This window comes from Micromonospora sp. NPDC049101, from assembly GCF_040648675.1.
Classification (GTDB): domain Bacteria; phylum Actinomycetota; class Actinomycetes; order Mycobacteriales; family Micromonosporaceae; genus Micromonospora.
In genome coordinates this window covers 24,571-45,596 of sequence record NZ_JBEZED010000019.1, presented here as the reverse complement: position 1 = coordinate 45,596, position 21,026 = coordinate 24,571, and the positions used below count along the sequence as shown (strand labels likewise).

General features: G+C 70.8%; 21 protein-coding genes and 1 pseudogene. 7 read left to right on the top strand and 15 right to left on the bottom strand.

From position 1 onward, the window contains the following. Positions 1-141 precede the first annotated feature (141 nt). On the top strand, positions 142-1,137 hold the full coding sequence (locus AB0B57_RS24420; RefSeq protein WP_357074085.1) for a hypothetical protein: 996 nt from the start codon (positions 142-144) through the stop codon (positions 1,135-1,137). On the opposite strand, the gene AB0B57_RS24415 is transcribed toward AB0B57_RS24420, so the two are convergent. The 5 genes from AB0B57_RS24415 to AB0B57_RS24395 all read right to left on the bottom strand — a co-directional run bounded on the left by AB0B57_RS24415 (position 1,134) and on the right by AB0B57_RS24395 (position 6,226). Then, positions 1,134-2,252, bottom strand: coding sequence for a hypothetical protein (locus AB0B57_RS24415; RefSeq protein WP_357074082.1), 1,119 nt, complete (start codon positions 2,250-2,252; stop codon positions 1,134-1,136). The genes AB0B57_RS24420 and AB0B57_RS24415 overlap by 4 nt on opposite strands. 80 nt (positions 2,253-2,332) lie before the next feature. Beyond that, positions 2,333-3,103 carry a hypothetical protein gene (locus tag AB0B57_RS24410; RefSeq protein ID WP_357074079.1) on the bottom strand — a complete coding sequence of 257 codons (771 nt, stop codon included), beginning with the start codon at positions 3,101-3,103 and terminating at the stop codon, positions 2,333-2,335. 95 nt (positions 3,104-3,198) lie between these two features. Then, positions 3,199-4,074, bottom strand: coding sequence for an alpha/beta hydrolase (locus AB0B57_RS24405; RefSeq protein WP_357074076.1), 876 nt, complete (start codon positions 4,072-4,074; stop codon positions 3,199-3,201). A 240-nt stretch (positions 4,075-4,314) separates the two neighbouring features. Beyond that, positions 4,315-4,686, bottom strand: coding sequence for a hypothetical protein (locus AB0B57_RS24400; RefSeq protein WP_357074074.1), 372 nt, complete (start codon positions 4,684-4,686; stop codon positions 4,315-4,317). An 85-nt stretch (positions 4,687-4,771) separates the two neighbouring features. Then, positions 4,772-6,226 carry an MFS transporter gene (locus tag AB0B57_RS24395; RefSeq protein WP_357074071.1) on the bottom strand — a complete coding sequence of 485 codons (1,455 nt, stop codon included), beginning with the start codon at positions 6,224-6,226 and terminating at the stop codon, positions 4,772-4,774. Positions 6,227-6,349: 123 nt separating this feature from the next. Here AB0B57_RS24395 and AB0B57_RS24390 point away from each other — a divergent pair, with 123 nt between their 5' ends. Together AB0B57_RS24390 and AB0B57_RS24385 are read left to right on the top strand one after the other, a co-directional pair. Then, entirely contained in the window at positions 6,350-6,997 is a 648-nt protein-coding gene (locus AB0B57_RS24390; protein WP_357074068.1) for a TetR family transcriptional regulator, read from the top strand. Positions 6,998-7,090: 93 nt separating this feature from the next. Beyond that, positions 7,091-7,531, top strand: coding sequence for a VOC family protein (locus AB0B57_RS24385; protein ID WP_357074065.1), 441 nt, complete (start codon positions 7,091-7,093; stop codon positions 7,529-7,531). Positions 7,532-7,545: 14 nt separating this feature from the next. On the opposite strand, the gene AB0B57_RS24380 is transcribed toward AB0B57_RS24385, so the two are convergent. Next, entirely contained in the window at positions 7,546-8,040 is a 495-nt protein-coding gene (locus AB0B57_RS24380; RefSeq protein WP_357074062.1) for a GNAT family N-acetyltransferase, read from the bottom strand. A 102-nt stretch (positions 8,041-8,142) separates the two neighbouring features. On the opposite strand from AB0B57_RS24380, the gene AB0B57_RS24375 reads away from it, so the two are divergent. Continuing rightward, positions 8,143-8,622 (top strand): GNAT family N-acetyltransferase, encoded by a 480-nt coding sequence (locus AB0B57_RS24375; RefSeq protein ID WP_357074059.1) that lies wholly within the window; start codon positions 8,143-8,145, stop codon positions 8,620-8,622. A 50-nt stretch (positions 8,623-8,672) separates the two neighbouring features. Here AB0B57_RS24375 and AB0B57_RS24370 read toward each other — a convergent pair whose 3' ends face one another. Together AB0B57_RS24370 and AB0B57_RS24365 are read right to left on the bottom strand one after the other, a co-directional pair. Beyond that, on the bottom strand, positions 8,673-9,611 hold the full coding sequence (locus AB0B57_RS24370; protein ID WP_357074056.1) for an NAD(P)H-binding protein: 939 nt from the start codon (positions 9,609-9,611) through the stop codon (positions 8,673-8,675). A gap of 55 nt (positions 9,612-9,666) precedes the next feature. Then, the gene (locus AB0B57_RS24365) at positions 9,667-10,704 is read right to left on the bottom strand and encodes a hypothetical protein (protein WP_357074053.1); all 1,038 of its coding nucleotides are present in this window, start codon (positions 10,702-10,704) and stop codon (positions 9,667-9,669) included. A 172-nt stretch (positions 10,705-10,876) separates the two neighbouring features. On the opposite strand from AB0B57_RS24365, the gene AB0B57_RS24360 reads away from it, so the two are divergent. Beyond that, the gene (locus AB0B57_RS24360; protein WP_357074050.1) at positions 10,877-11,461 is read left to right on the top strand and encodes a hypothetical protein; all 585 of its coding nucleotides are present in this window, start codon (positions 10,877-10,879) and stop codon (positions 11,459-11,461) included. Positions 11,462-11,577: 116 nt separating this feature from the next. Here the strand turns inward: AB0B57_RS24360 and AB0B57_RS24355 are convergent, their stop codons facing one another. From AB0B57_RS24355 to AB0B57_RS24340, 4 genes and pseudogenes are all read right to left on the bottom strand, one after another. Then, the gene (locus tag AB0B57_RS24355) at positions 11,578-14,412 is read right to left on the bottom strand and encodes a PQQ-dependent sugar dehydrogenase (protein WP_357074047.1); all 2,835 of its coding nucleotides are present in this window, start codon (positions 14,410-14,412) and stop codon (positions 11,578-11,580) included. Between the two features lie 516 nt (positions 14,413-14,928). Further along, positions 14,929-15,651 (bottom strand): annotated as a pseudogene (locus AB0B57_RS24350) (ThuA domain-containing protein); the annotation flags it as partial. Positions 15,652-16,186: 535 nt separating this feature from the next. After that, positions 16,187-17,041: a CPBP family intramembrane glutamic endopeptidase gene (locus tag AB0B57_RS24345; RefSeq protein WP_357074045.1), complete on the bottom strand. Its 855-nt coding sequence runs from the start codon at positions 17,039-17,041 to the stop codon at positions 16,187-16,189. 37 nt (positions 17,042-17,078) lie between these two features. Next, positions 17,079-17,822, bottom strand: a complete 744-nt coding sequence (locus tag AB0B57_RS24340) for a methyltransferase domain-containing protein (protein ID WP_357074042.1) — start codon at positions 17,820-17,822, stop codon at positions 17,079-17,081. Positions 17,823-17,896: 74 nt separating this feature from the next. Between AB0B57_RS24340 and mug the strand changes: the two genes are divergently transcribed. After that, positions 17,897-18,466, top strand: a complete 570-nt coding sequence (mug, locus tag AB0B57_RS24335) for a G/U mismatch-specific DNA glycosylase (RefSeq protein ID WP_357074039.1) — start codon at positions 17,897-17,899, stop codon at positions 18,464-18,466. On the opposite strand, the gene AB0B57_RS24330 is transcribed toward mug, so the two are convergent. Genes AB0B57_RS24330 through AB0B57_RS24320 form a run of 3 tightly spaced genes read right to left on the bottom strand, consistent with a single transcriptional unit; the run spans position 18,463 to position 19,831 of the window. Beyond that, positions 18,463-18,963: a DUF5946 family protein gene (locus AB0B57_RS24330; RefSeq protein ID WP_357074036.1), complete on the bottom strand. Its 501-nt coding sequence runs from the start codon at positions 18,961-18,963 to the stop codon at positions 18,463-18,465. The genes mug and AB0B57_RS24330 overlap by 4 nt on opposite strands. Then, positions 18,960-19,472, bottom strand: a complete 513-nt coding sequence (locus tag AB0B57_RS24325; protein WP_357074033.1) for an SRPBCC family protein — start codon at positions 19,470-19,472, stop codon at positions 18,960-18,962. The genes AB0B57_RS24330 and AB0B57_RS24325 overlap by 4 nt, the downstream gene beginning before the upstream one ends. Continuing rightward, on the bottom strand, positions 19,469-19,831 hold the full coding sequence (locus AB0B57_RS24320) for a metalloregulator ArsR/SmtB family transcription factor (RefSeq protein ID WP_357074030.1): 363 nt from the start codon (positions 19,829-19,831) through the stop codon (positions 19,469-19,471). The genes AB0B57_RS24325 and AB0B57_RS24320 overlap by 4 nt, the downstream gene beginning before the upstream one ends. A gap of 90 nt (positions 19,832-19,921) precedes the next feature. Between AB0B57_RS24320 and AB0B57_RS24315 the strand changes: the two genes are divergently transcribed. After that, positions 19,922-21,022, top strand: a complete 1,101-nt coding sequence (locus AB0B57_RS24315) for an ionic transporter y4hA (protein ID WP_357074382.1) — start codon at positions 19,922-19,924, stop codon at positions 21,020-21,022. Positions 21,023-21,026 lie beyond the last annotated feature (4 nt).

Here is a 21,026-nt window from a genome sequence, read left to right as displayed (position 1 = left end):
GACGTCACGTCGCCAGCTTCGAGCCCGCGGCTGTCGCGCGGTGCGGCGGGCAGCGGCGTCGAAAGTATAGAGACGGGAACCAAGGTCTATGTTCGCTCCTCGGGCCTCGCCGGCACCGCATCCGGCCCGCATAGTGGGAGCGTGAGCCTGGACATCAGAGGTATCTCGTACATCGTCGGCGATACCTCCGGCGAGGCCGTGCGCCGGGACATGCACGCCATCCGCGAAAGCCTGCACTGCACGACGGTGATGGTGATCGGCACCGATACCCGGACGCAGCTGGACGCCGCGCGGCACGCCCTGGACGTCGGGCTCGATGTCTACATCCGGCCGTACCTCGCCGACCGCCCGCACCGCGAGATCCTGGCCCATCTCACGGCGACGGCCGCCGCGGCCGAGGAACTGCGCGTGCGGTACCCGGGTCGGGTCACGCTGCTGCTCGGCAGCGAATTCTCCCTCACCTCCCCGGGGATGCTCCCGGGACCGCGTGTCTTCATCCGACTCCAGGTGCTGGTGCGGTGGCGACGCTTCTTCGACCGCCGGATCACCCGCAAGCTCAACGCCCTGCTCGGCGCCGCCCTGCCTGTTGCCCGCGCCGCGTTCCACGGGCCGGTCACCTACGCCGCGGGCTTCTGGGAGAAGGTCGACTGGTCCGGCTTCGACGTCATCGGCGTCAACCTCTACCGTCTCGGCCCCAACCCGGCCGTCTACCAGCAACGGCTGATTGCCCTGCTGGAGGAGGCGGACCGGCCGGTGGTCATCACCGAGTTCGGGTGCGGCGCCCACCTCGGGGCCGAGCGCCGTGGTCCCGGCTCGTTTCGGATCGTGAACTGGTTCACCCGACCACCCCGGGTCAGGGACGGGCACGTACGCGACGAGGCCACCCAGGCGGCGTACCTGGCGGAACTGATCGACCTCTACGCCGCACACGACGTACACGGCTGCTTCGTCTTCACCTTTGTCATGCCGGACTTCCCGCACCACGCGGACCCGCGGTACGACCTGGACATGGCTGGCTTCGGCGTGGTGCGGGTGCCCTCCGCGGACCCGTCCCGGTGGGAGCCGAAGGAAGCCTTCCACCAGGTGGCGCGGCGGTACGAGGCATTCGAGGGTGGCGCCGCCGGACAGCACAGCTAGCCCCTCCCCACGAATGCTGCGAACAGGCCCCGCTCGTGGAACGCGGCGAGTCGCTCCGGTGGCAGGCAGCTGGCCAGGTTCCGTTCCAGGTCGACCAGTTCGAGGTCGACCGCGTACACCACGAAATCGTCGGTGACCGGCAGCGTGGCCGACCAGTCGCGCAGGTTCAGCCGAGCCGCCACCGCGCACCACAGTCGTCGGCCGATCTCGGATCCGGCCGCCACGTCATCGTCGTCCGCGTCGAGCAGCGCGAGTTCCTGCTGGACGAGCCGAGACGGTTCGGTGTCGCCGAGGTCGATGCCGGTGCTGGCCTCGAAGTCCGCCGGTGCCCAGGCGGCCCGGGCATCGATCGAGGCCAGCTCGGCGCGCTCGTCAGCGGTGGCCGCGCTGATGTCGATCACCAGCTGTGTCGGCCGGTCATAGCTGAGGGCGAGGCAGGCGATGGGGTCGTCGACCGCCAGCCCCGCGGCGGCGTCCGGGACCAACGCGACAAGACTGTCCTCGATGGCGCGGCACGCCGCCGCAAGATCGAAGCCTGCGGGTGGGCGGGCGTACCGCGTTCGCGACTGGTTGCCCCTGACCTCGACGAGCCGGTGCAGGCCGTGGTCGTCGTGCTCGGCCACGAGTACGGCAGGCGGGCCGCCGCTGTGCTCGATCTCGACGCGGCTGATCCGCCCGTCGGTGTACGCGTACGACTCCCGCCCCGAGCCGCGTCGCGCGACCATGGTGGCCGTGTGCATCAGCCCGTCTTCGAAACGGTACTCGTGCAGGTAGATCGGGCCGTCCAGGTCGAAGTGCGCCACCTCGACGACCTCGTCGCCGTGGCGGAAGAACGTCTCGTAGTACCGGGTGCCGTTGAGGAAGCCGCTGTACTCCTCGACCACGACCACGCGGCCCTGGGCATCGAACCCGATACGCAGCACGTCCCGATCCAGCGGGGGACGGGTGTCCAGACGACGCCCAGGCTTGCGCAGGTCCCGTTCGAAGTGCAACGGACGCAGATCGAGCCCCGGCCACGTGTACCAGTCCCAGCCCTCGACGAGCGCGGTCGCCGCCCGCTTGCGGGCCTCGTGTTCGTCGGCGAGCTGCGCGAACCGCGCGGCAGGATCAGGCATGTCCAGGATCGTACGGATGACGCGTACCTCCGGTGGCCGCCGCGGAGCGCGACCGCCGGGTTGCCGATGAGCCAGAGCCGCTAGCGGCGCGCAATGGACGAGCCGGACGGCTGGCCATCGACGCGCAGATCGTTCAGTGTGCAGGCGAGGCGGGCCGCGAGCGACGCATCGGCGAGCGCGAGTTCCGCGATCAGCGCGGCCGCCGCCGCCCGGAGAGCGCGGGTGAGTTCGGCTTCGTCGAGCGCACGGACCAGGGTGGCGTTCAGCGGCGCGGTCACGTCCGGAGGAAGCAGGTGGGCGCCTTTCGCGTAGCTGGTGGGATGACCGAGGCGCAGGCAGGCCAGGGCGAGAACCTGGCCGCGTAGGGCGCTGATCCACTGCTCGGCCTGCCACCAGCGGTGCCGTTGGATGCAGATCCACGCGTGCAGGGCGTGGTGCCAACCCAACCCGACCAGGGTCCGCCGGCCGGGGGACGGATCTTCCTGCGCCGGTGCGGGATGCCCGAAGACGGTACGCCAGGTCGGACCGCGCGGCCCGAACTGAGCGGCCGGGGTGAACCCGATGTCCACTTCGAGCATGCCGGGAAGCAGGAACACCCGGTACACCGACGAGCCGGACGGCAGGTCCCAGTGGTGGACGGCGGCGAAGTCGCGGTAGAGCAGTTCACTCCAGTGGCGCAGCGCCGAATCCAGTGCGCCTTCGATACCGAGGACCAGGTCGATGTCGGACCATCGGTCTGCGCCCTCGACGGCATGGGATCCGGTGACCGCGGCCCCGACGACGGCGGGGTCACTTTCGGCTGCGGCGAGCAACCGCTCCCGGATCGAGTCACGCGCGCCCACGGAGAACACCGCGCCACCCTACGCCGCGATCCCGGGTCGCTCAGCCACCCGTTCCCGGCGGCCCGAACGAGGCGCGGGATGCGGCTGAACGACACCGAGGCGGCTCAGGTGTTGTCGAGCACGAACGTTCGCATGAGGTCGGCGCATTCGGCCGCGTGCGTCTCCAACAGGAAGTGCCCGCCGTCGTAGATGTGCGCGTCCATGCGCTCGAGAGCGCGGTGGTAGGCGAGGACCTCGTCGACGTCGAAGAACGGGTCGTGCCGTCCCCACAGCACCAGCGCCGGCGGCTGGTGGGCCCGGTGGTACTCGGCCAGCTCGGCGAAGCGGGCGACGTGGTTGGCGTAGTCGGTGAACAGCGCGAACTGGGCGTCGATGTTGCCGGGTCGACGCATGCGCTCCCAGTCGAGGTGCCACGACTCGGGAGGTTGCAGGGCGCGCACGCCCTCGGGCAGCCCGGCGAGGTACTGGTCCCGGGTGCCGGCGAAGGTCAACCAGTCCGGCAGTTTGGCGCGCTGCTGGTCGGTCGGGTCGGCCCAGTACGCCTTGGCGTCGTCCCACTGCTCGCCGAGGCCGTCGGAGTGCGCGTTGCCGCTCTGGACGATGAGACCCTGGATGCGATGGGGGTCGCGGGTGGCCAGGTGGTAGCCCACGGGTGCGCCGAAGTCGTGCAGGTAGACGAAGAAGCGTCGCACCCCGAGCCGGTCGAGCAGGTGCTCGATCGTTCGGGACAGGTTCTCGAAGGTGTAGTCGTACGCGTCGATGGTCGGTGACGACGACATGCCGAAGCCGGGAAGATCGGGCGCGATCACGTGCGCGACGTCGGCCAGCGTGGGCATGACCTCGCGGAAGGTGTGCGACGAGCTCGGAAAGCCGTGCAGCAGCAGTACGGTCGGCTGACCGGCGCGCCCCGCCTCGCGGAAGAACACCTCCAGGCCGTCGACGTCGGCCTGTCGATGGCGGACCTTCCGGATCGCCTGCATCGCGTCCTCCTCCCACAGCGGCCGGCGAGCATCGGGTGCCCGCCGAACAGCCGCGCACCACCGGCAGCGACGTCCATTGTTCCCTGCCCGGCCGGGCCGCGCAGGCACTGTCGGTCCAACCCGGTGCCCGGCCACCGGGAATGGTGCCGGGCTTCGTCGTCGGTAATGGACCAGCACCGGCTGGTCGGGATGGTACGCCCGCCCGCCGTTACCCAACCCGACAGCGTCGCCGGCAGAGTCTCAGCGCCGATGCGCCTGCCCGCGGTTGAGGTGGCCGTGGAACCATGCCGCCGCCGCGTCGGCATCTGTCGTCGGATCGACACAGTCGAGCCGCAGCCCGGCGGGGCCCGCGGTGTTGATGAGGGCGTCAGCGGCGCGTACGCCGTCGTCCCAGTTGAGACACGCCGGGCTCCAGCCGCCACGCAGGTTCTTGCCGTCATAGTCGAGCCGCAGGGTCTGGTAGATCCAGTTTCCCCGGAGGAAGTCGTACGACGCGATCATCCAGAGCGTGCCGTCATCGTCCTGGTGGTACCAGTCCTGAACATCCGGGACGAGCTTCGCGAGTTCGGTGAAGAAGGCGGTCTCGTCGGCGGTGGGTTCGGCGTCCCGCACGGATCCGATTCTCGCAGACCGGGCAGCTCGACCACGACAGCCTGCCGCCCCCGCCCGCGTCGGTGTCGATGGGGTCGGCTCACCATCACCGGGGCCGGCGGGAGGCCGGCGACCTGATCAGGAACAGCACGGTGAGTAGGGCCAGGGCCGCGAGGCCGGTGCTGACCTGGAATCCGCTGCGCATACCGTCGGCGATGAGCGCGGCGGTGGGTGCGGTGCCCTCGACCTGCGGGGCGTCACCGACGACCGAGGTGTACACCGTGGACAGGACGGCCACCCCGAGTGTCGCACCGGACATCATGATCGCTTGAAGCAGCCCGGACGCGGCTCCGGCGTCCTCGGGGTCCACCGTCGACATGATGGTGACGTTGAGCGGAACGGCCACGAGGCCGAGGCCCGCGCCGGCGAGCAGCAGCGGCCCGAACAGGCCGGCGAGGTAACCGGTGGTGGCGGAGATCTGGGTCAGCCAGGCGGTGGCGATCAGGAGTACGACGACACCGGTGGCGGCCGTCGCCTTCGCGCCGTACCTGCCCAGTGGTCTGGCCGCGTTCTGGGCGGTGACCAGCAGCCCGGCCGCCATCGGCAGGAAGGCGAGGCCGGCCTGCAGCGGGTTGAAGCCGGACACCTCCTGCACGAAGAGGATGAGGAGGAACTGCATGCTCAAGGTCACCATGGGCACCAGCAGCAGGCCCAGGTAGGCCCCCGCCCGGGAACGGTCGGCGAACACGCCGAGCGGCATGATCGGCTGCGGTGCCGTCCGTTCGAGCAGGACGAACGCGATCAGCGACAGGACGCCGACGCTCAGTCCGACCAGGGTGAGCGGGTCGTTCCAGCCCTGTTCGGCGGTGCGCACCAGCCCGAACACGACGCCGACCATGCCGACCAGGGAGGTCGCCGCCCCGGGCAGGTCGAAGCGGCCGACCGTCCGTGGTGACTCGTCGACGAATCGGCGCGCGAAGAGCAGCACGAGCAGGCCGACCGGGACGTTGACGAACAGCACCCAGCGCCAGGAGGCCAGGGTGACGATGACGCCGCCGAGGATCAGGCCGAGGGTCATCGCCGACGCGGTCATCGAGGAGTAGATGCCGAGCGCTCTGGTCTGTGCGTCGCCCTGGAAGCTGATGACCAGCAGGGCGAGGGTGCTCGGCCCGGCGAGTGCCGCGCCGACGCCCTGCAGCGCCCGCATGGCGACAAGCCACTCCGCGTTCTGGGCCAGGCCGCCGAGCAGGGACGCCACGGTGAACAGCGCGATGCCGGCCAGGAACACGCGCCGTCGGCCGAGGATGTCGCCGGCTCGACCACCGAGCAGCAACATGCCGCCGAACGCGAGGAGGAAGGCGTTGACCACCCAGGAGAGGCCGGCGGTGGAGAAGCCCAGGCCGTCTCTGATCACCGGCAGCGCCACGTTGATGACGGTGCCGTCGAGCATCAGCATGACCTCGCAGGACACCAGGATCGTCAGGGTCAGCGCGGCCGCCCGACCGGTCCTCGGGGCCGGTGTCTGGGTGGTTTGCGCAGTGCGGGGCGGCGAACTCGACACGGATCCTCCTGCTTGAATAGCGTGGAGACGAGTGAGCAAATAGTGAACGCGCCCGTCTACTATATGGGCCGCGGTGTGACCGTGACAAGCTGCTCCCCGCGCGCTGGGGCAGAGAGGTGACCGATGACGACTCCGACCGGAGGGGCGGACCAGGCGGTCCGGGTCCAGGGGCGGCGACGGGGTGCGGATCTCGAGCGCGCGATCTTCGAAGCGGTGATCGACCAGCTCGGCACCGTCGGCTACGCCAAACTCACCATGGAGGGTGTGGCGGCGGCGGCCCGCACCGGCAAGGCCGCCCTCTACCGCCGATGGGACAACAGGGACGACCTCGTCCGCGACGCCCTGGGCACCCTGCTGCCGGGGCCACCGGACGTGCCGGAGGCGACCCCCCTGCGTGCGGGTCTGCTGATCCTGCTCCACTACTTCGACTCGGCACTGTTCGGGTCCAGGGGCGCCGCTTTCCAGGCGGTCGCCGCCGGGAGCGGCAACGACGTGACGATGCTGCGTGCCCTCTTCCAGGCCCGGGTGACCGATCCCTGCCAGGAACGGATCCTGGCGCTGCTGCGCCGGGACGTGCCGGCGGGCGGGGCGTCGACGACCGACGAGGCGCACCAGAGGGCGTTCGCCACGGTCGGGCCCGCGATGCTGACGTACAACTGCGTCAACGGGCAGGACCGGAGCACCGACCAGCAGATCGAGTCCATCGTGGACGCGGTGCTCCTGCCGCTGGCACACGCGCACCGGTCAGCGAATGCGCGGAAGCCCGGATAGCCCGCCCGTCCAGGAGTGTCGAGAACGGCCGGGCGGTTCCGTCTCTCAGTGGTGAGCGGCCGGTGTGGCCGCACGACGAAAGGCAGACCCGCCATGGCGATCCAACGGATGGACAACGTCCTCATCGTCGTCGACGACCTCGACGCGGTCATCGCGTTCTTCGTCGAACTCGGCATGGAGGTGGAGGGCAGAGGGCCGGTCGAGGGACGTTGGGTGGAGCGTGTGATCGGGATCGACGACGCCCGGCAGGAGGTCGCGATGCTGCGGACCCCGGACGGCCACGGCAAGGTCGAGCTGGCGATGTTCCACACGCCGAAGGCGATCCGTGCCGAGCCGACCGACGCCCCCACGAACACGCTGGGCATTCGTCGCATCATGTTCGCCGTCGACGACGTCGAGGACGTCATCGCCCGCCTCCGTACGCACGGGGCCGAGCTCGTCGGTGAGCTGGCCCAGTACGAGGACAGCTACCGGCTCTGCTACGTCCGCGGCCCCGAGGGCATCATCGTCGGACTGGCCGAACAGCTCGGCTGAGGGCCGCCGAAGGGTCACGCCCGAATGTCGGCGACCATGGTGTCCGCGTTCTCGAACGACTCGACCGTGCGGAACCCCTCGGCGGCGTACAACCCGGCGGCGAAGTTTGCCCGCTCCACGCTCAGCGACACCCGGCCGGTGCCGCGTGCACGCGCGACGTCCAGGACGGCGCGCAGCAACACCCGACCCACACCTCGGCCCCGCCACGACTGCCGCACGCCGATGGTCAGCTCCGGCACGTCGTCACTCACGTACCCGTATCCCGGATCGGCGGCGGTCAGGTGCCGCAACCAGGCCGCGCCGACCGGCCGGACAGCCGGCTGCGTCGCGACCACCCCGACGTCGTCGGGCCGCATCCACCCGGTGACGTAGTGCGCGAACGCGGGATTCGCCAGGATCTGCTCGCGTGACCAGTTGCGCTCCGGCAGCCAGTTCACCGCCTCCACCAGCATGTCGACCAGAAACTCGCGATCGGTCGGGGTGGCCGCACGGATGTCGACGTTCTGCACCGCCACACTTTGCCACAGGACCAGTTCCGTGCGTGGGAGAGAACAAGCACCGGAAGCGGCGCGGCACGAGGCGGCGCCGGGGTCCTGGCTACGCTTCGGGGCATGTTCCGTGCGGCGCGGCCTGACGACTTCGAGCAGATCATCCGACTCTATCGGCAACTGAACGCGGACGATCCGGTGCTGGAGGATGGCTCCGACGAGGCGGCCTTCCAGCAGATCGTCAGCTCACCGGGGCTGCACCTGTTCGTCCTCGAACTGGACGGGACCGTCGTCGCCACGACGTACCTCAACGTGATCCCCAACCTCAGCCGGTCGGCTGCGCCCTACGCGGTCATCGAGAACGTCGTCGTCGACGAGTCGCGGCGCGGTACGGGCCTCGGCAGGCAGATCATGGCGGGCACGCTCCGGGCGGCGTGGGACGCCGGCTGTTACAAGGCGATGCTGATGACGGGCTCGCGTAACCCCGCGACCCACGCCTTCTACCGAGCCTGCGGGTTCTCGGCGGACGTCAAGACCGCGTACCTCGCACGACCAGCCGCACCCCCGTCGAGCGCGGGCGACCCGTCGCCTGCCGCCTCCTGACACGAAGGCGCGGCCAGGCATCCCCGCCACGCGTCTCGATCGACAAACGGCTACCCCGCCGTCGCGGCACCGGTCGGCGCCGTCGTCGGGAAGGTCTCGCGGAGCGCGGAGTCCAGTGACCGGCCGGTCGTCGGCTCGACGAACAGCTCGACGAGCAGGAGGTCCGCGAGGTGGGTCACGTTGATGCCCGACTCCTTGCCGCCGAGGCCCTGTAACGCGCCGCCGAGGCGGAACGCGGCCTTCGCCGCGCCGGCCGGCAGCCGGCCGACCCGGCGGCGGCGGCCGACCGCCTCGGCGATCCGTCCGATCATGTCGCCCCAGGTCAGGTTCTCGTCGGCGACCGGGATGTCCGCGCCGCTGGCCTGTTCCAGGGCGTCCGCCGTGATCTCGGCGACGCTGCGCGCCGACACCGCGGCGCTTCCGCCGGTCGGCACGGCAAGGGGGGTACGGGAACGCGCCCACCGGTCCAGCGGCCCGGCCCAGTTCGGCAGCCGGTCACCGACCCGACCGAACACGAAGGGCAGTTCGAGGACGGCGACGGGCAGATCCGGGCCGGCCGCCGCCCGTCCCTCGCGGGCCTGCTCGACCCGACACCGGATGTACGTGTGCCGCTCGGCGAGCCGCCACTGCGGATGCAGCCGGTCGAAATAGGTGTAGTACGAGCCCATCACGGCACCGCGGGTGAGACCCTCCAGGCGGGCGGCGGTGCACAGGCGCACCACCGGGTCGACGTTGTCGCGGCGGAACTGCGGGTAGATCGGCTTGGGCAGCGGCCGCTGCTCGTCGGTGCGGGTGGCGTACACGACGCCGTCGTGACCGGCGAGCAGCGGCCGCAGGTCCTCGATCGAGGCGGACCCCAGGTCGAGCAGATGGTCGACCCCCGGCTGGGCGGTCCGTGCCACAGTGGTGGTGGCGTGGCCGCGCTCGCGCAGCACGTCCACGACATGAGCGCCGATCAGGCCACTGCCACCCACCACGAGAATTCGCACGGTGCATGGTCCACTCTGGACCGGGGTGCTTGTCAAGCCGCCGGACCGGTGCCGGTTACTGCTTGTTCTTCGCGACGTTGTAGATGTCCAGGACGTCGTCGTCGAAGTAGGGGCCGTACATGTTGTCGGAGTACTTGTACGACATCACCGAGTTGACGTACCCGAATCGGAGGTCGTTGTCCCAGGCCCGCAGGAACGGGCCGCCGCTGGAGCCATGGTTGAGCGGGCAGTTCTTCAGCTTGATCCGCTGCGCCCCGGCGGCCTTGAGGGCACCCTGCGCGTAGTACTGCGACAGGCCGTCGTACGGGGCTTCGCCCGGATAGCCGAGCAGCATCGCCGTGAGCGTCTTGGACTTGTTGACGCTGAGCCCCTGCCCGCCGGTGACGTGCACGAGCCGGTCGCCGTTGAGCGGGTGCATGGTGACGAAGGCGAAGTCCCACCAGAGGTAACCCCAGTCGACCCAACCCTCGACGGAGGTGAACTCCTTGGCGAACCAGAGGCCGTGCAGTGCGACACCGTCGGTGTACTCCGGCGCGTACGCCCAGTTGTCGTACCAGACGGATCCGCCGTTACCGGGGTGTACGCAGTGCCCGGCGGTGGAGACCATGTTCGCCTGCGGGTTGTTGATGGTCCCGCCGGAGCAGAAGAAGTCCTCGTCGTTGTGGGTGTAGAAGACGCGACCGACCCCGGGTGAGGCGTTCACCGCCTGGGTTGCCTGGCTGCCGCCCCCCACGGCCGCGCGCACGCCGGCCGCCGAGGAACGTGGTGCCGCCGGTGTCGCCACGTCTCGTGCGGCACCGATGCGGCCGGGACGGTCGGTGGCCTCCCCGTCGAAGGTGTCGACCCCGTCCGGCGGGGTAGCGGGGCGGGCCGCCCGCATGCGTTCCGGCGTCCAGTAGGCGTGTCCCGCCGCCGCCGCGCTGTCCGCGTCGGTGGGCACCCGCCCGTGGATGGTGGCGCGCGCCTCGGCCACGGTCGCGGAGGCGCTGGGCGTGCCCGCCGTAGCGGCACCCGCCTGGGCCGGCGTCTGGGCGACGGTGAGTGTGGTCAGCAGCATGATGCCCACCGCGACGAATCCGAGTTTCCTGCGCACGAGACCCCCTGAGGTTGACGGTCGGAGTCAGCACGCTCCGACGTCGCATCGCCCACGCTAGGGTCGGACGGGCGATCCACAGTGGTCCTGTCATGTACGGTCGGTGACGGTTGCCTGACTGCGGAACGCACCGCGTCGTGTCTGAGAAACCTTCACGAATCCGGGGGTGGGGATGTCCGAGCCGCGCGCCTTCTGGCTGGACGAGCAGTTCGACCGCGAGCACGGCACCGACACCGGTGGCCGCTACGAGGCCGAGGTGCGGCGGCGGATCGACGACTTCGCCGACACCTGGGGCGACATCTCGCCCGTCGAGTTCGCGGCGACAGCCTGGCGAGTCGCCACCGCCCTGTCGCCCGGCTTCGTCCGCTGGCACCGGCGGATCGTCTCGGCGACCTGCGCGAGAAGCCCGTGGGACGGCAGTATGGTCTGCGCCGTGACGGTGGTGTCCCGCTGGCCGGCCGAGCTCACCTGGACCAAGCAGTGGCAGCGCGACCGCGGCTGGCGGGACTGGCCCCAGCTGTTCGGCCAGTACACGACCCCGACGGAGCAGGACCAGACCCGCAGCCCGCACCTGCGGGCGATGCTCCAGGTCGAGGCGCCGGTGCCGCTGGACCAACTGCCACCGGCTCCGGACGGTCCGGACGACGACGTCGCCACCACGGCGCGCCGCGCCATGGTGGTGCTGGCCCGGGAGCTCAACGACCTACTCGCCCCGATGATCGGCCAGCTCGACGCCGGGGTGCCCGCGGGCTCCTAGGAGCCCGGGTCGACGGCCACGACAACGAGCACCGGGGCGGACGGTGTGTTCACCGCCCGCCCCGGACTCTCCCGACGTTCGCCGGCCCGGCCGCCGACCAGGCCGGGCACCGCTGCTTAGCCGGTGGTCAGGATGAACCTCTCCCAGGCGCCAACCGACGTACGGTTGGCGATCAGGGATCCGGCCCCGGCGTTCTCGGCGCACACGATCTGGTTGTTGACCGTGGCGCGCAGGCTCACCGTCCCATCCGAGTTGGTGATGAGCTGGAACGTCTCCCACGAACCGATCGCTGTGGCGTTGGCGACCAACGGGTTGGCGCCCGCGTTCGCGGCCGAGACGTAGAGCCCGTTGGCGCGCGACCGCAGCGCGATGTTGCCGTTGCCGGCGTCCACCCGGTCGAACTGCTCGGTGCTGCTGACGCTGGCCTTGTTGGCGATCAACGCGGTGGTGCCGACCGCCGACACGTACTGGTTGTTGACCTGCGCCCGTAGGGTGCTCACCGGCGTGCTACCACCTGTGCCGGTGGTGAAGGTGAACGCGTCGACATCGAACAGGTAGCCGGACCCGCCCTTGAACACCAGGTACAGCGTGGTCGACGCGCTCGGCGGGTTGCTGATCGTGCCGGACGACTCGACGAAGGTCTCCCAGTTGCCGGTCACCGGCACCGTGACGGTGCCCAGCAGGGTGCCGGTGGCCGACCCGGCCCGGACCTCGATGGTGCCACCGGCGCCGGCCGACGACGCCCGCACGGTGATGCGGTTGGCGTTGGCCAGGTTGTACGGCTGGTACGAGATCCAATCGTTGTTCTCGATGAACCCGGCCGTGCGACCACCCTCGGCGTTGGTGTGATCGGTCGCCTGGACACCGGAGGTGGCACCGAAGTGCTCACCCTGGCGGTGCTTCGGTTGCAGGGTCCTGATGCTGTGCGTGGTGAGCCCACCGTTGTCGGTGTAGGCGGCGTCGAACACGCCATAGATGTTGGCCGCCGAGTCGTGCTCACCGTCGGTCGGGACGGTGATCGAGCCGCTGCACCCGGTCTTCGAGGTGATCTGGTGCGCGTGGCTGTCGTGGCCCAGCGCGTAGGTCAGGCTCACCTTGGTGCAGTCGATCGTGCCGTCCTGCGGGTCGCTCACCGAGATCTGGTACGAGATGGTGTCACCGAAGTTGAACAGCTGCCCGTCGGCGGGCGAGGTCAGCGTCACCGTCGGTGCCGTGTTGCCCACGGTGATGACCAGGCTCGCCGTGCCGGACAGGCCGGTCGGGTCGGTGACCTTCAACGTCGGGGAGTACGTGCCGTTGGTGGTGTACGTCTTCGTCGGGTTGGCCGCCGTCGACGTGGTGCCGTCCCCGAACGTCCACAGGTAGCTCAGCGCGCCACCCTCGGGGTCGGAGCTGCCGGCCGACGAGAAGTTCACGGTCAGCGGGTTGGCCCCCGACGTCGGGTTCGCCGCGGCGACCGCGATCGGGTTGCGGTTGCCGGCGCCGATGTACTCGACCCGGAACAGCGCCTGGTTGTTCGAGCCCGTGCCGTAGTCCAGCACGTAGAGGGCGCCGTCCGGGCCGAAGGCCATGTCCATGACCTGCGTGCCGGACCAGGGGAAGTTGGAGATCTCCCCGCGCGAGCCGTCGGCGTTGATCGCGATGGGCTTGATCCAGCGGCGGCCGTACTCGCCGGCGAAGAACAGGCCGTTGAGCGACTGCGGGAACTTGACGCTGGAGTTGAGCGAGGCGTCGTACCGGTACACCGGCCCGGCCATCGGCGACTCCGAGCCGCTGCCGAACTCCGACGGCGAACCGGAGTCGCCGGCGTACTTGATCCAGGCCGGCTTCGCCGCGGGCAGCGTGCCGAGGCCGGTGTTGCGGAACGAGTTGTTCGTCGGCCCGCCCGTGCAGTTGTACTTGGACTGCGACGGCCCGGACGGGAAGGTGTACTCGTTGTACGTTTCGGTGCTGCTGTTGCTGCCGGTGCAGTACGGCCAGCCGAAGTTGCCGGGCGCCGTGATCCGGTTGAACTCGACCTGACCCGACGGGCCCCGGCTGGAGTTGGTGCTTCCCGAGTCGGGCCCGTAGTCGCCGACGTAGACGACGCCGGTGGCCTTGTCGACGCTCATCCGGAACGGGTTGCGCAGACCCATCGCGTAGATCTCCGGACGGGTGTTGGCCGTGCCGGGTGCGAACAGGTTGCCCGACGGAATGGTGTACGTGCCGTCGGCCTGCGGCTTGATCCGCAGCACCTTGCCCCGCAGGTCGTTGGTGTTGCCCGCCGAGCGCTGCGCGTCGAACTGCGGGTTGCGGTTGGTCCGCTCGTCCAGCGGCGCGTAGCCGGACGACTCGAACGGGTTGGTGTCGTCGCCGGTGGTCAGGTACAGGTTGCCGGCGGCGTCGAAGTCCAGGTCACCGCCGACGTGGCAGCACTGCCCACGGTCGTTGGCGACCTGGAGCACGATCTTCTCGCTGCCCAGGTTGAGCGTGTCGTCGCTGTTGAGGGTGAACCGGGACAGCCGCAGGTGCCCCTTCCACCGGTCCCAGTCCGACTGCGAGCCGGTCGTCGGGGCGTCCCCGGACGGGGTGCTCAACGTCGGCGAGTAGTACAGGTAGATCCACCGGTTGGTGGCGAAGTTGGGGTCGACGGCGACGCCCTGCAACCCCTCCTCGTCGTGCGTGTAGACCGACAGGGTGCCGGAGGTCTTGGTGTTGCCGTTCACGTCGGTGACCCGCAGGACGCCGTTGCGGGCGGTGTGCAGCACCGAGCGGTTGGGCAGCACCGCCAGGGACATGGCCTCACCCAGCTCGGCCGAGCCGGTGGCGAGTTTGACCTGCTGGTAGTCGCTGGCGGGGATGACCACCGCCTGCGCGGTGGACGGTGCGGCGGCCACGGCCAGGGTCACGCTCGCGACGGTGGTGACCGCCGCGACGAGGACCCGGGGCCAGCGCCGGGGGTACGAGAACATGATCGTCCTTTCTCGACGACCGGGGGACGGGCGCGCGGGGGCGCGCCACGACCAGGTGGGGGTGTGGTGGAGAACGAGCTGGGGACCAGGTCAGTTGGTGGTGACGAGGTCGAACTTCTCCCACTGACCGATGGAGGTCCGGTTGGCGATCAGCGGGGAGTTGCCCCCGTTGTCAGCGGAGACGTAACGGTTGTTCACCGTGGCCCGCAGGCTCACCGTGCCGTCGGAGTTGCGCACGAGCTGGAACGTCTCCCAGGAGCCGGCGGTGGCCCGGTTGGCGATCAGCGGGGAGTTACCGGAGTTCTCCGCGGCGACGAACTGCCCGTTGCCCTTGGCGCGCACCCCCACGTTGCCGTTGGCGAGGTTGACCAGGTCGAACCGCTCGGTGGTCCCGACGGAGGTCTTGTTGGCGATCAGCGCGGTGGTGGCGTTCGGCGCGCTCACGAACTTGCCGTTGGCACGGGCCTTCAGGGTCGAGCCGGCGGCGGTGGGCGGCGGGGTCGTCGGCGGAGTCGTCGTGCGCGGCGAGCAGTCGGCGCTCACCGAACCCGCGGCGACCTGGAGACCGCCGAGCAGCATCTTGGTGAAGTTCGGGTCGGTGTACGACGCCTCGGTGTGCCCGAGGCCCGTGTACCAGGCCCGGCCGCCGCCGTACGCCTTGCACCAGGTGATCGGGTGGTCGCCGCTCATGTTGCCGCCGCTGTACGACGACTCGTCGAGGCTGGCCAGGACCCGCGCGGTGGACCGGGGGTTGGTGCGGTAGTTGTACCACTCGTCGGAGCGGGACCAGGTGGCGGGCAGGTGCGCCGTCGACGGGTTGGTCTGGTCCTCGATCTTCACGGTCGCCGTCTGGATCGCCGGGTGCGAGTCGAAGTACGCCCCGACCAGCGCGCCGTACCACGGCCAGCTGTACTCGGTGTCGGCGGCGGCGTGCACGCCGACGTACCCGCCGCCGGCGGCGATGTACGACTCGAAGGCCGTCTGCTGGCTGGCGTTGAGGACGTCGCCGGTCGTCGACATGAAGACCACCGCCTGGTACTGGGCCAGGTTGGAGGTGGTGAACTGGCCGGCATCCTCGGTCGCGGTCACGGTGAAGCCGTTGGCCGAGCCGAGCTGCTGGATCGCGGCGATGCCGTTGGGGATGGCCGAGTGGCGGAAGCCGGCGGTCTTGCTGAACACCAGGACCTTGGTCAGCGGTGCGGCCGAGGCCTGCGTGGGCAGGGCTACCAGGCCGGCCATCAACACGGCCAGGCCGGTGACGAGGGCCAACAGGCGGGGACGGGAACGCATGGTCTTGCTCCTCTGCTGAGCGGCGACCTCAGGCTGTGCACGCGGGCAGGCCGGAGGCCACAGTGGCGGTGGTGCGGAAGCCGGGCCGCCGATGCTCGGCTGAGGTGGTGCGGGGTGGTGGGGGGATGGGGCGCGCGACCAGCAGATCACGCCGACCGACACTTGTGGACGGTCGAATTGTATCGACTGACATCGCTGACGCAGTAAACCTCCGATGTCTGCGCCCCGTCAAGCCCACGTTCACCGGCCCGGCTCCCTGCTGGCGCGGCTGGCGCCGGTGCCGCGCGCGACGTGTGGCCGGCTGCGGGTGCACCGACTAAGATGGGGAACTTCTCGCCGGGCACCTCGTGGCGCTGCCGTTCTGACCCGCCACGCCCGGTGCGCGACGGTCGCGAGACCGCGCCTGCCGCGGCCCGTCACGCGGATCAGGGCGGCGATCGGCACCAGCCAGTTGATCATGGCAAGATGCGACGATTCGCCGCGTTCACCCGCTCGGCGGGGCACCGCTCCCGTGCCGGTCGAGCGGTGCCCCGGCGCACGGGTCCGGTTCGCGCGCCCGCCAGTCGAGGCGGTCCCAATAGAGGCGGCGCACGACCAGCCAGCCGACCGAGAACGGGACGGCGCCCATGGCCACGACTCCCAGGACGGCGGACCCGGTCACGTCGAAGACCGCTCCGACGTCACCGAACAGCTGGGCGACCGTCTGGAAGGCGAGGTGGAAGCCGATGCCCGCCCAGATGTCGCCGGTGGCGGCACGGAAGGCACCCAGGAGAAGCGCGAAGACGAAGAACAGGGCGAGCCGGTCGACGGACCGGGCGGCCCCGATGAGAAACCCGAACAGGGTGAACACCACCGCCTGCCCGATGACGGCCTGCCACGCCGGCAACCGGGTGGCGAGGTTGTGCTGCAGGTAGCCACGGAAGACCAGCTCCTCCGGCAGCGCCTCCTTCAGCGCGACGAGCACGACCAGCAACGCCGCCACCCGCAGGGCGTCCCCGGCGGACGTCCGAACACTGATCTCGACCCAGTCGAGACCGAGGCAGAGCGCGAACCCGAGGGCGGCGGGGAGGAGCCAGCAGGCCATGCCGAGCAGCAGGCGTCGCCAACCGGCCCGCAGCGAGGGCAGGCCGAGACCGGCCCAGGGACGTCGGTCCAGCCCTCGGCGGGCAACCACGACCAGGGGTACGACGAGCGCCGTCGTGAGGACTGCCCCGACGGCATGGGTCGGGCGGTCGTAGTCGCGGTCGAGAAGAGCCTCCAGCGCCAGCCACACCAGCACGGCGCCCGTGCAGACCACGAGGATCCGCGCGGGCAGGGCGACGCGACGTCTGGCGCTCACCGCCGGCAGCGTAGCCAGCGGCGTCAACGTGGGCCGCTCAGCGACCGAGGACGAGGTAGGCGAGGCCGAGGACGCCTCGGTAGCCACCGACGTACTCGCGCAACCGCTCGTCGAGTTCCGCGCGGACGTCGGCCGCGCGGGGATCCTCCGGGTACGTCAGTAGCCACTCCTGGCGGCCCGCGAGCCAGGTGGACTCGAAGTCGTCCCACTCCCGTTGGTCGGCGGTGCTCAGGTGCAGCACCCGCCAACCGCGCTCGCGGGCGGCCTCGACCAACCCGGGCAGGGGTGCGACCTCCGGGCCGAAGACCTCGGCGATCTCCGCCGTGGGTGACACTTCCCAGTACGCGTCACCGAACAGCAGCCGCCCGCCGGGGCGGACCAGGTCGGCGAGGGCGTCGAGGGCGGCCCCGGTGCCGCCGAAGGCGTGTGCCGACCCGATGCACAGGACCCGGTCGGCCGGCTCCTGCCAGGCCGCCACCTCGCCCATGACGAAGGTGACGTGTCGGTGCAGCGACCGGTCCGCGGCCAGCCGCCGTCCCCGATCCAGGGCGTCGCCATCGGTGTCGACGCCGACGCCCCGCGTCGCCACCGGGCCGGACACGCCCCCGGCGGCGACCGCGCGCAGCAGCAGCTCACCCCAACCGCAACCGAGATCGAGGACGCGCGCGCCGGGGCGGACGTCGAGTCGTTGCAGCAGCAGGGCGGCGTGCTCCGGCGAGAGCGGCGTGTTCCAGCGCATCCGCGCGTAACGGCTGGCGGCGAGGTGGTCGGCTGACTGCATCCGCTGAGGGTGCCACGTCGTGATCATCGGCGTGCGCCGTGTCCGGTGCCCGCGCGTACGGCAGGATCGGTCTGGTGGACGCGCAGCGGTCGGGGCCGTTTCGGCGGCCGACCCCGCAGGAGGTGGCGGCGGCGGCCGGGCGGGGCCTGGCCGACGTGATCGGGCCCGGCCTGCGGGTGCTGTTCTGCGGCTTCAACCCGGGTCTCTACTCCGCCGCCGTGGGGTTGCCCTTCGCCCGCAGGGGCAGCCGGTTCTGGCCGGCCCTGCACCGCGGCGGTTTCACCGACCGGGAGTTGCACCCGTGGGAATCTGACGAGTTGCTGCGTCAGGGCCTGGGCATCACCAGCCTGAGCAACCGGGCCACCGCCCGCGCCGCCGAGCTGACGTCGGAGGAGCTGGTGGCCGGGGTGACGGGGTTGGCGGTGAAGGCCGAGCGGTACCGGCCGCGGTGGGTGGCCATCCTCGGGGTGACCGCGTACCGGATCGCCTTTGTCCGGCCCCGGGCCGGGCTGGGGCCGCAGCCGGATCGGCTGGGCCCGGCCCGGGTCTGGGTGCTGCCCAACCCCAGCGGCCTGAACGCGCACTTTCCGCTGCCGGCGCTGGCCGCCGAGTTCGCCAAGCTGCGGCGCGAGCTCGACCCCTAGCCCCCGTAGCGTGGTGTGGCGGCCAGCGCGGCACGGAGGTCGGCGAGCGTCGCGACCGCCCAGCGGCCGACGGCGTCCGGGTACTCCGACTCCTGTCCCTCCGTCACGTCGTGGGCCGTGACCGACCACGACACCGGCCAGCGCCTGTCGATGTGTGAACGATCGGTTGGCGGCGCCGATCGGGTGACCTTGCGCGAGCCGGCCGCGAAACGGCCCATGTCGCGGCGCAGGCGCGCGAGCGGAGGTGCTGCGGGACCGGTCATCTCGTCGACCGCGGCGTGCAGGCGGTCGAGCGTCGCACGGGTGAGCCGGGACGGATGCTGGAGCTGGTACGTGGCCACGGCGAAGAAGTGCGCCCGCATTCCCACCTGCGGTTCGAGAGTGGGCAGCACGCGGGTCTCGATCTCGAGCAGCTCGTGCAGCCGCGTCCAGCAGTCGCCGCTGGCCGGCAACGCCCCTCCGCACTCGGCGCAACGGTCGGTGTGCGTCGCGTTCACCCCTTGTCCACCAGCAGCCCGGCGAGCCCCTGGTAGTAGGGCTGCATGGCGGGGTGGTACTCGTCGAACTCGGGCCGGGGTGAGCCGTCCCGGGAGGCGACGAGCAGGTCCAGGTAGTACTCCCAGCCGGCGCCGACCTCGGCGATGCCCTCCAGGCTCGTCAGGTGCTGGACGAACCGCAGCTCGGTGACGCCGTCGGTTTCGGTCAGCGCCAGCTCCAGCCGCCAGGTGCCGTAGCTGTCGATCAGCGACACGGCGAGGCGTCGCTGTGGCTCGCACGCGTCGATGTGGACCTCACTCCAGGGCTGCTCCTCCTCGTACGCCATCTGGATCCGGACGGTCCGTCCGGGCGCGGCGTCGCCCTCCCAGGGCCCGTACCAGCGGGCTGTGCGTTCCGACTCGGTCAGGCTGGCCCAGACGTCCGCCGCCGGGGCGCGGAAGGTCCGGGTGAGGACGAGATCGTGGCCGGTGGCGGTGCGGAACAGGCGTCCGGCGGGCGTACGGGTCATGCGGTGTGCTCCCTTCGATGCTCCGCCGGGCCGCTGCTGCGGCGCTCTCGGCGGGTGCGATAGATCTCGGTCTCCAGCGCGTCGAGGTGCCGCTCCCACCGGTCGGCGCCGGCGAGCCCGGCGAGCCAGTCGGCAAGCGGGGCGAGTGGGCCGGGGTCGAGGCGGTAGATCCGCTGTCGGCCGACCAGCTCGTCGCGGACCAGCCCACTCTCGCGCAGCACCCGCAGGTGGCGGCTGATCGCGGGTCGGCTGATCACGAAGCGTTGGGCGATGTCGCCGGCGGAGAGGGGTTCGTCGCGCAGCATGGTCAGGATGTGCCGTCGCACCGGGTCCGCGATTGCGGTGGCCACCTCGTCCACTCCGGAAGCGTAACCCATGGGTTACGGGTTCGGGGAGGCGGCTGCGTCGATGGTGGGCACATGATCAGCTGGCCTGGCACGCTGTACGGCATGGCCACCCTGCTTCGCTCCCGGATGACCGACTGGACAGTTGCCGTACCCGTGCTCGCCGTGCTGGTGCTGCTCGCCACCTGGGGGCGGGACCTGCCCGGGCCGATCATCGTGGTGGTCGCGGTGCTGCTGGGAGGTGCGGTGCTGGCGGCCGTGCACCACGCGGAGGTGGTCGCCCACCGGGTGGGGGAGCCGTACGGATCGCTGGTGCTCGCCGTCGCGGTCACCGTGATCGAGGTGGCCCTCATCGTCACGCTGATGATCAGCGGGCCGGAGAAGACCCAGTCGCTCGCCCGCGACACCGTCTTCGCCGCCGTCATGATCACCTGCAATGGCATCCTCGGCCTGTCCCTGCTGCTCGGGGCGCTCCGCCGACGCGTCGCCGTGTTCAACCCGGAGGGCACCGGTGGCGCGCTGGCCACCGTGATCACCCTGGCCACGCTGAGTCTGGTCATCCCGACCTTCACCACGGCCCGGCCCGGCCCGGAGTTCAGCCCGGCCCAACTCACCTTCGCCGCCGTCGCCTCGCTGGCCCTGTACGGGCTGTTCGTGCTGGTGCAGACCGGCCGGCACCGCGACTACTTCCTGCCGGTCGACAGCCAGGGCCGGGTGATCGACGCCGAGGAGCACGCCAAACCGCCGACGACCCGCGCCGCGCTGATCAGCCTGGGGCTGCTGCTGGTGGCGTTGATCGCGGTGGTGGGTGACGCCAAGACCGTCTCACCGACCATCGAGGCGGGTGTCGCGGCCGCGAACCTGCCGCACGCGTTCGTCGGTGTGATCATCGCCCTGCTGGTGCTGCTGCCGGAGACCCTCGCCGCCGCCCGCGCCGCGCGCCGCGACCGCGTCCAGATCAGCCTGAACCTCGCCCTTGGCTCCGCGATGGCCAGCATCGGCCTGACCATCCCGGCCATCGCGATCGCCTCGATCTGGCTGGACGGCCCCCTCCTGCTCGGCCTCGGCGGCACCCAACTCGCCCTGCTCGCGCTGACCGCCGTCACCGCGGTGCTGACCGTCGTGCCGGGCCGGGCCAACGTGCTGCAGGGTGGCGTACACCTGGTGTTGCTGGCCGCGTTCGTCTTCCTGGCCGCGAGTCCCTGACCGT

Excerpts from the sequence above, each read along its gene's own strand:
- AB0B57_RS24385 (WP_357074065.1), top strand. The coding sequence starts at position 7,091 with ATGGCGATCCAACGGATGGACAACGTCCTCATCGTCGTCGACGACCTC.
- AB0B57_RS24325 (WP_357074033.1), bottom strand. The coding sequence starts at position 19,472 with ATGACCCGTACGCCCGCCGGACGCCTGTTCCGCACCGCCACCGGCCAC.
- AB0B57_RS24360 (WP_357074050.1), top strand. The coding sequence starts at position 10,877 with ATGTCCGAGCCGCGCGCCTTCTGGCTGGACGAGCAGTTCGACCGCGAG.
- AB0B57_RS24355 (WP_357074047.1), bottom strand. The coding sequence starts at position 14,412 with ATGTTCTCGTACCCCCGGCGCTGGCCCCGGGTCCTCGTCGCGGCGGTC.
- AB0B57_RS24315 (WP_357074382.1), top strand. The coding sequence starts at position 19,922 with ATGGCCACCCTGCTTCGCTCCCGGATGACCGACTGGACAGTTGCCGTA.
- AB0B57_RS24390 (WP_357074068.1), top strand. The coding sequence starts at position 6,350 with ATGACGACTCCGACCGGAGGGGCGGACCAGGCGGTCCGGGTCCAGGGG.
- AB0B57_RS24375 (WP_357074059.1), top strand. The coding sequence starts at position 8,143 with ATGTTCCGTGCGGCGCGGCCTGACGACTTCGAGCAGATCATCCGACTC.
- AB0B57_RS24415 (WP_357074082.1), bottom strand. The coding sequence starts at position 2,252 with ATGCCTGATCCTGCCGCGCGGTTCGCGCAGCTCGCCGACGAACACGAG.
- AB0B57_RS24405 (WP_357074076.1), bottom strand. The coding sequence starts at position 4,074 with ATGCAGGCGATCCGGAAGGTCCGCCATCGACAGGCCGACGTCGACGGC.
- AB0B57_RS24340 (WP_357074042.1), bottom strand. The coding sequence starts at position 17,822 with ATGCAGTCAGCCGACCACCTCGCCGCCAGCCGTTACGCGCGGATGCGC.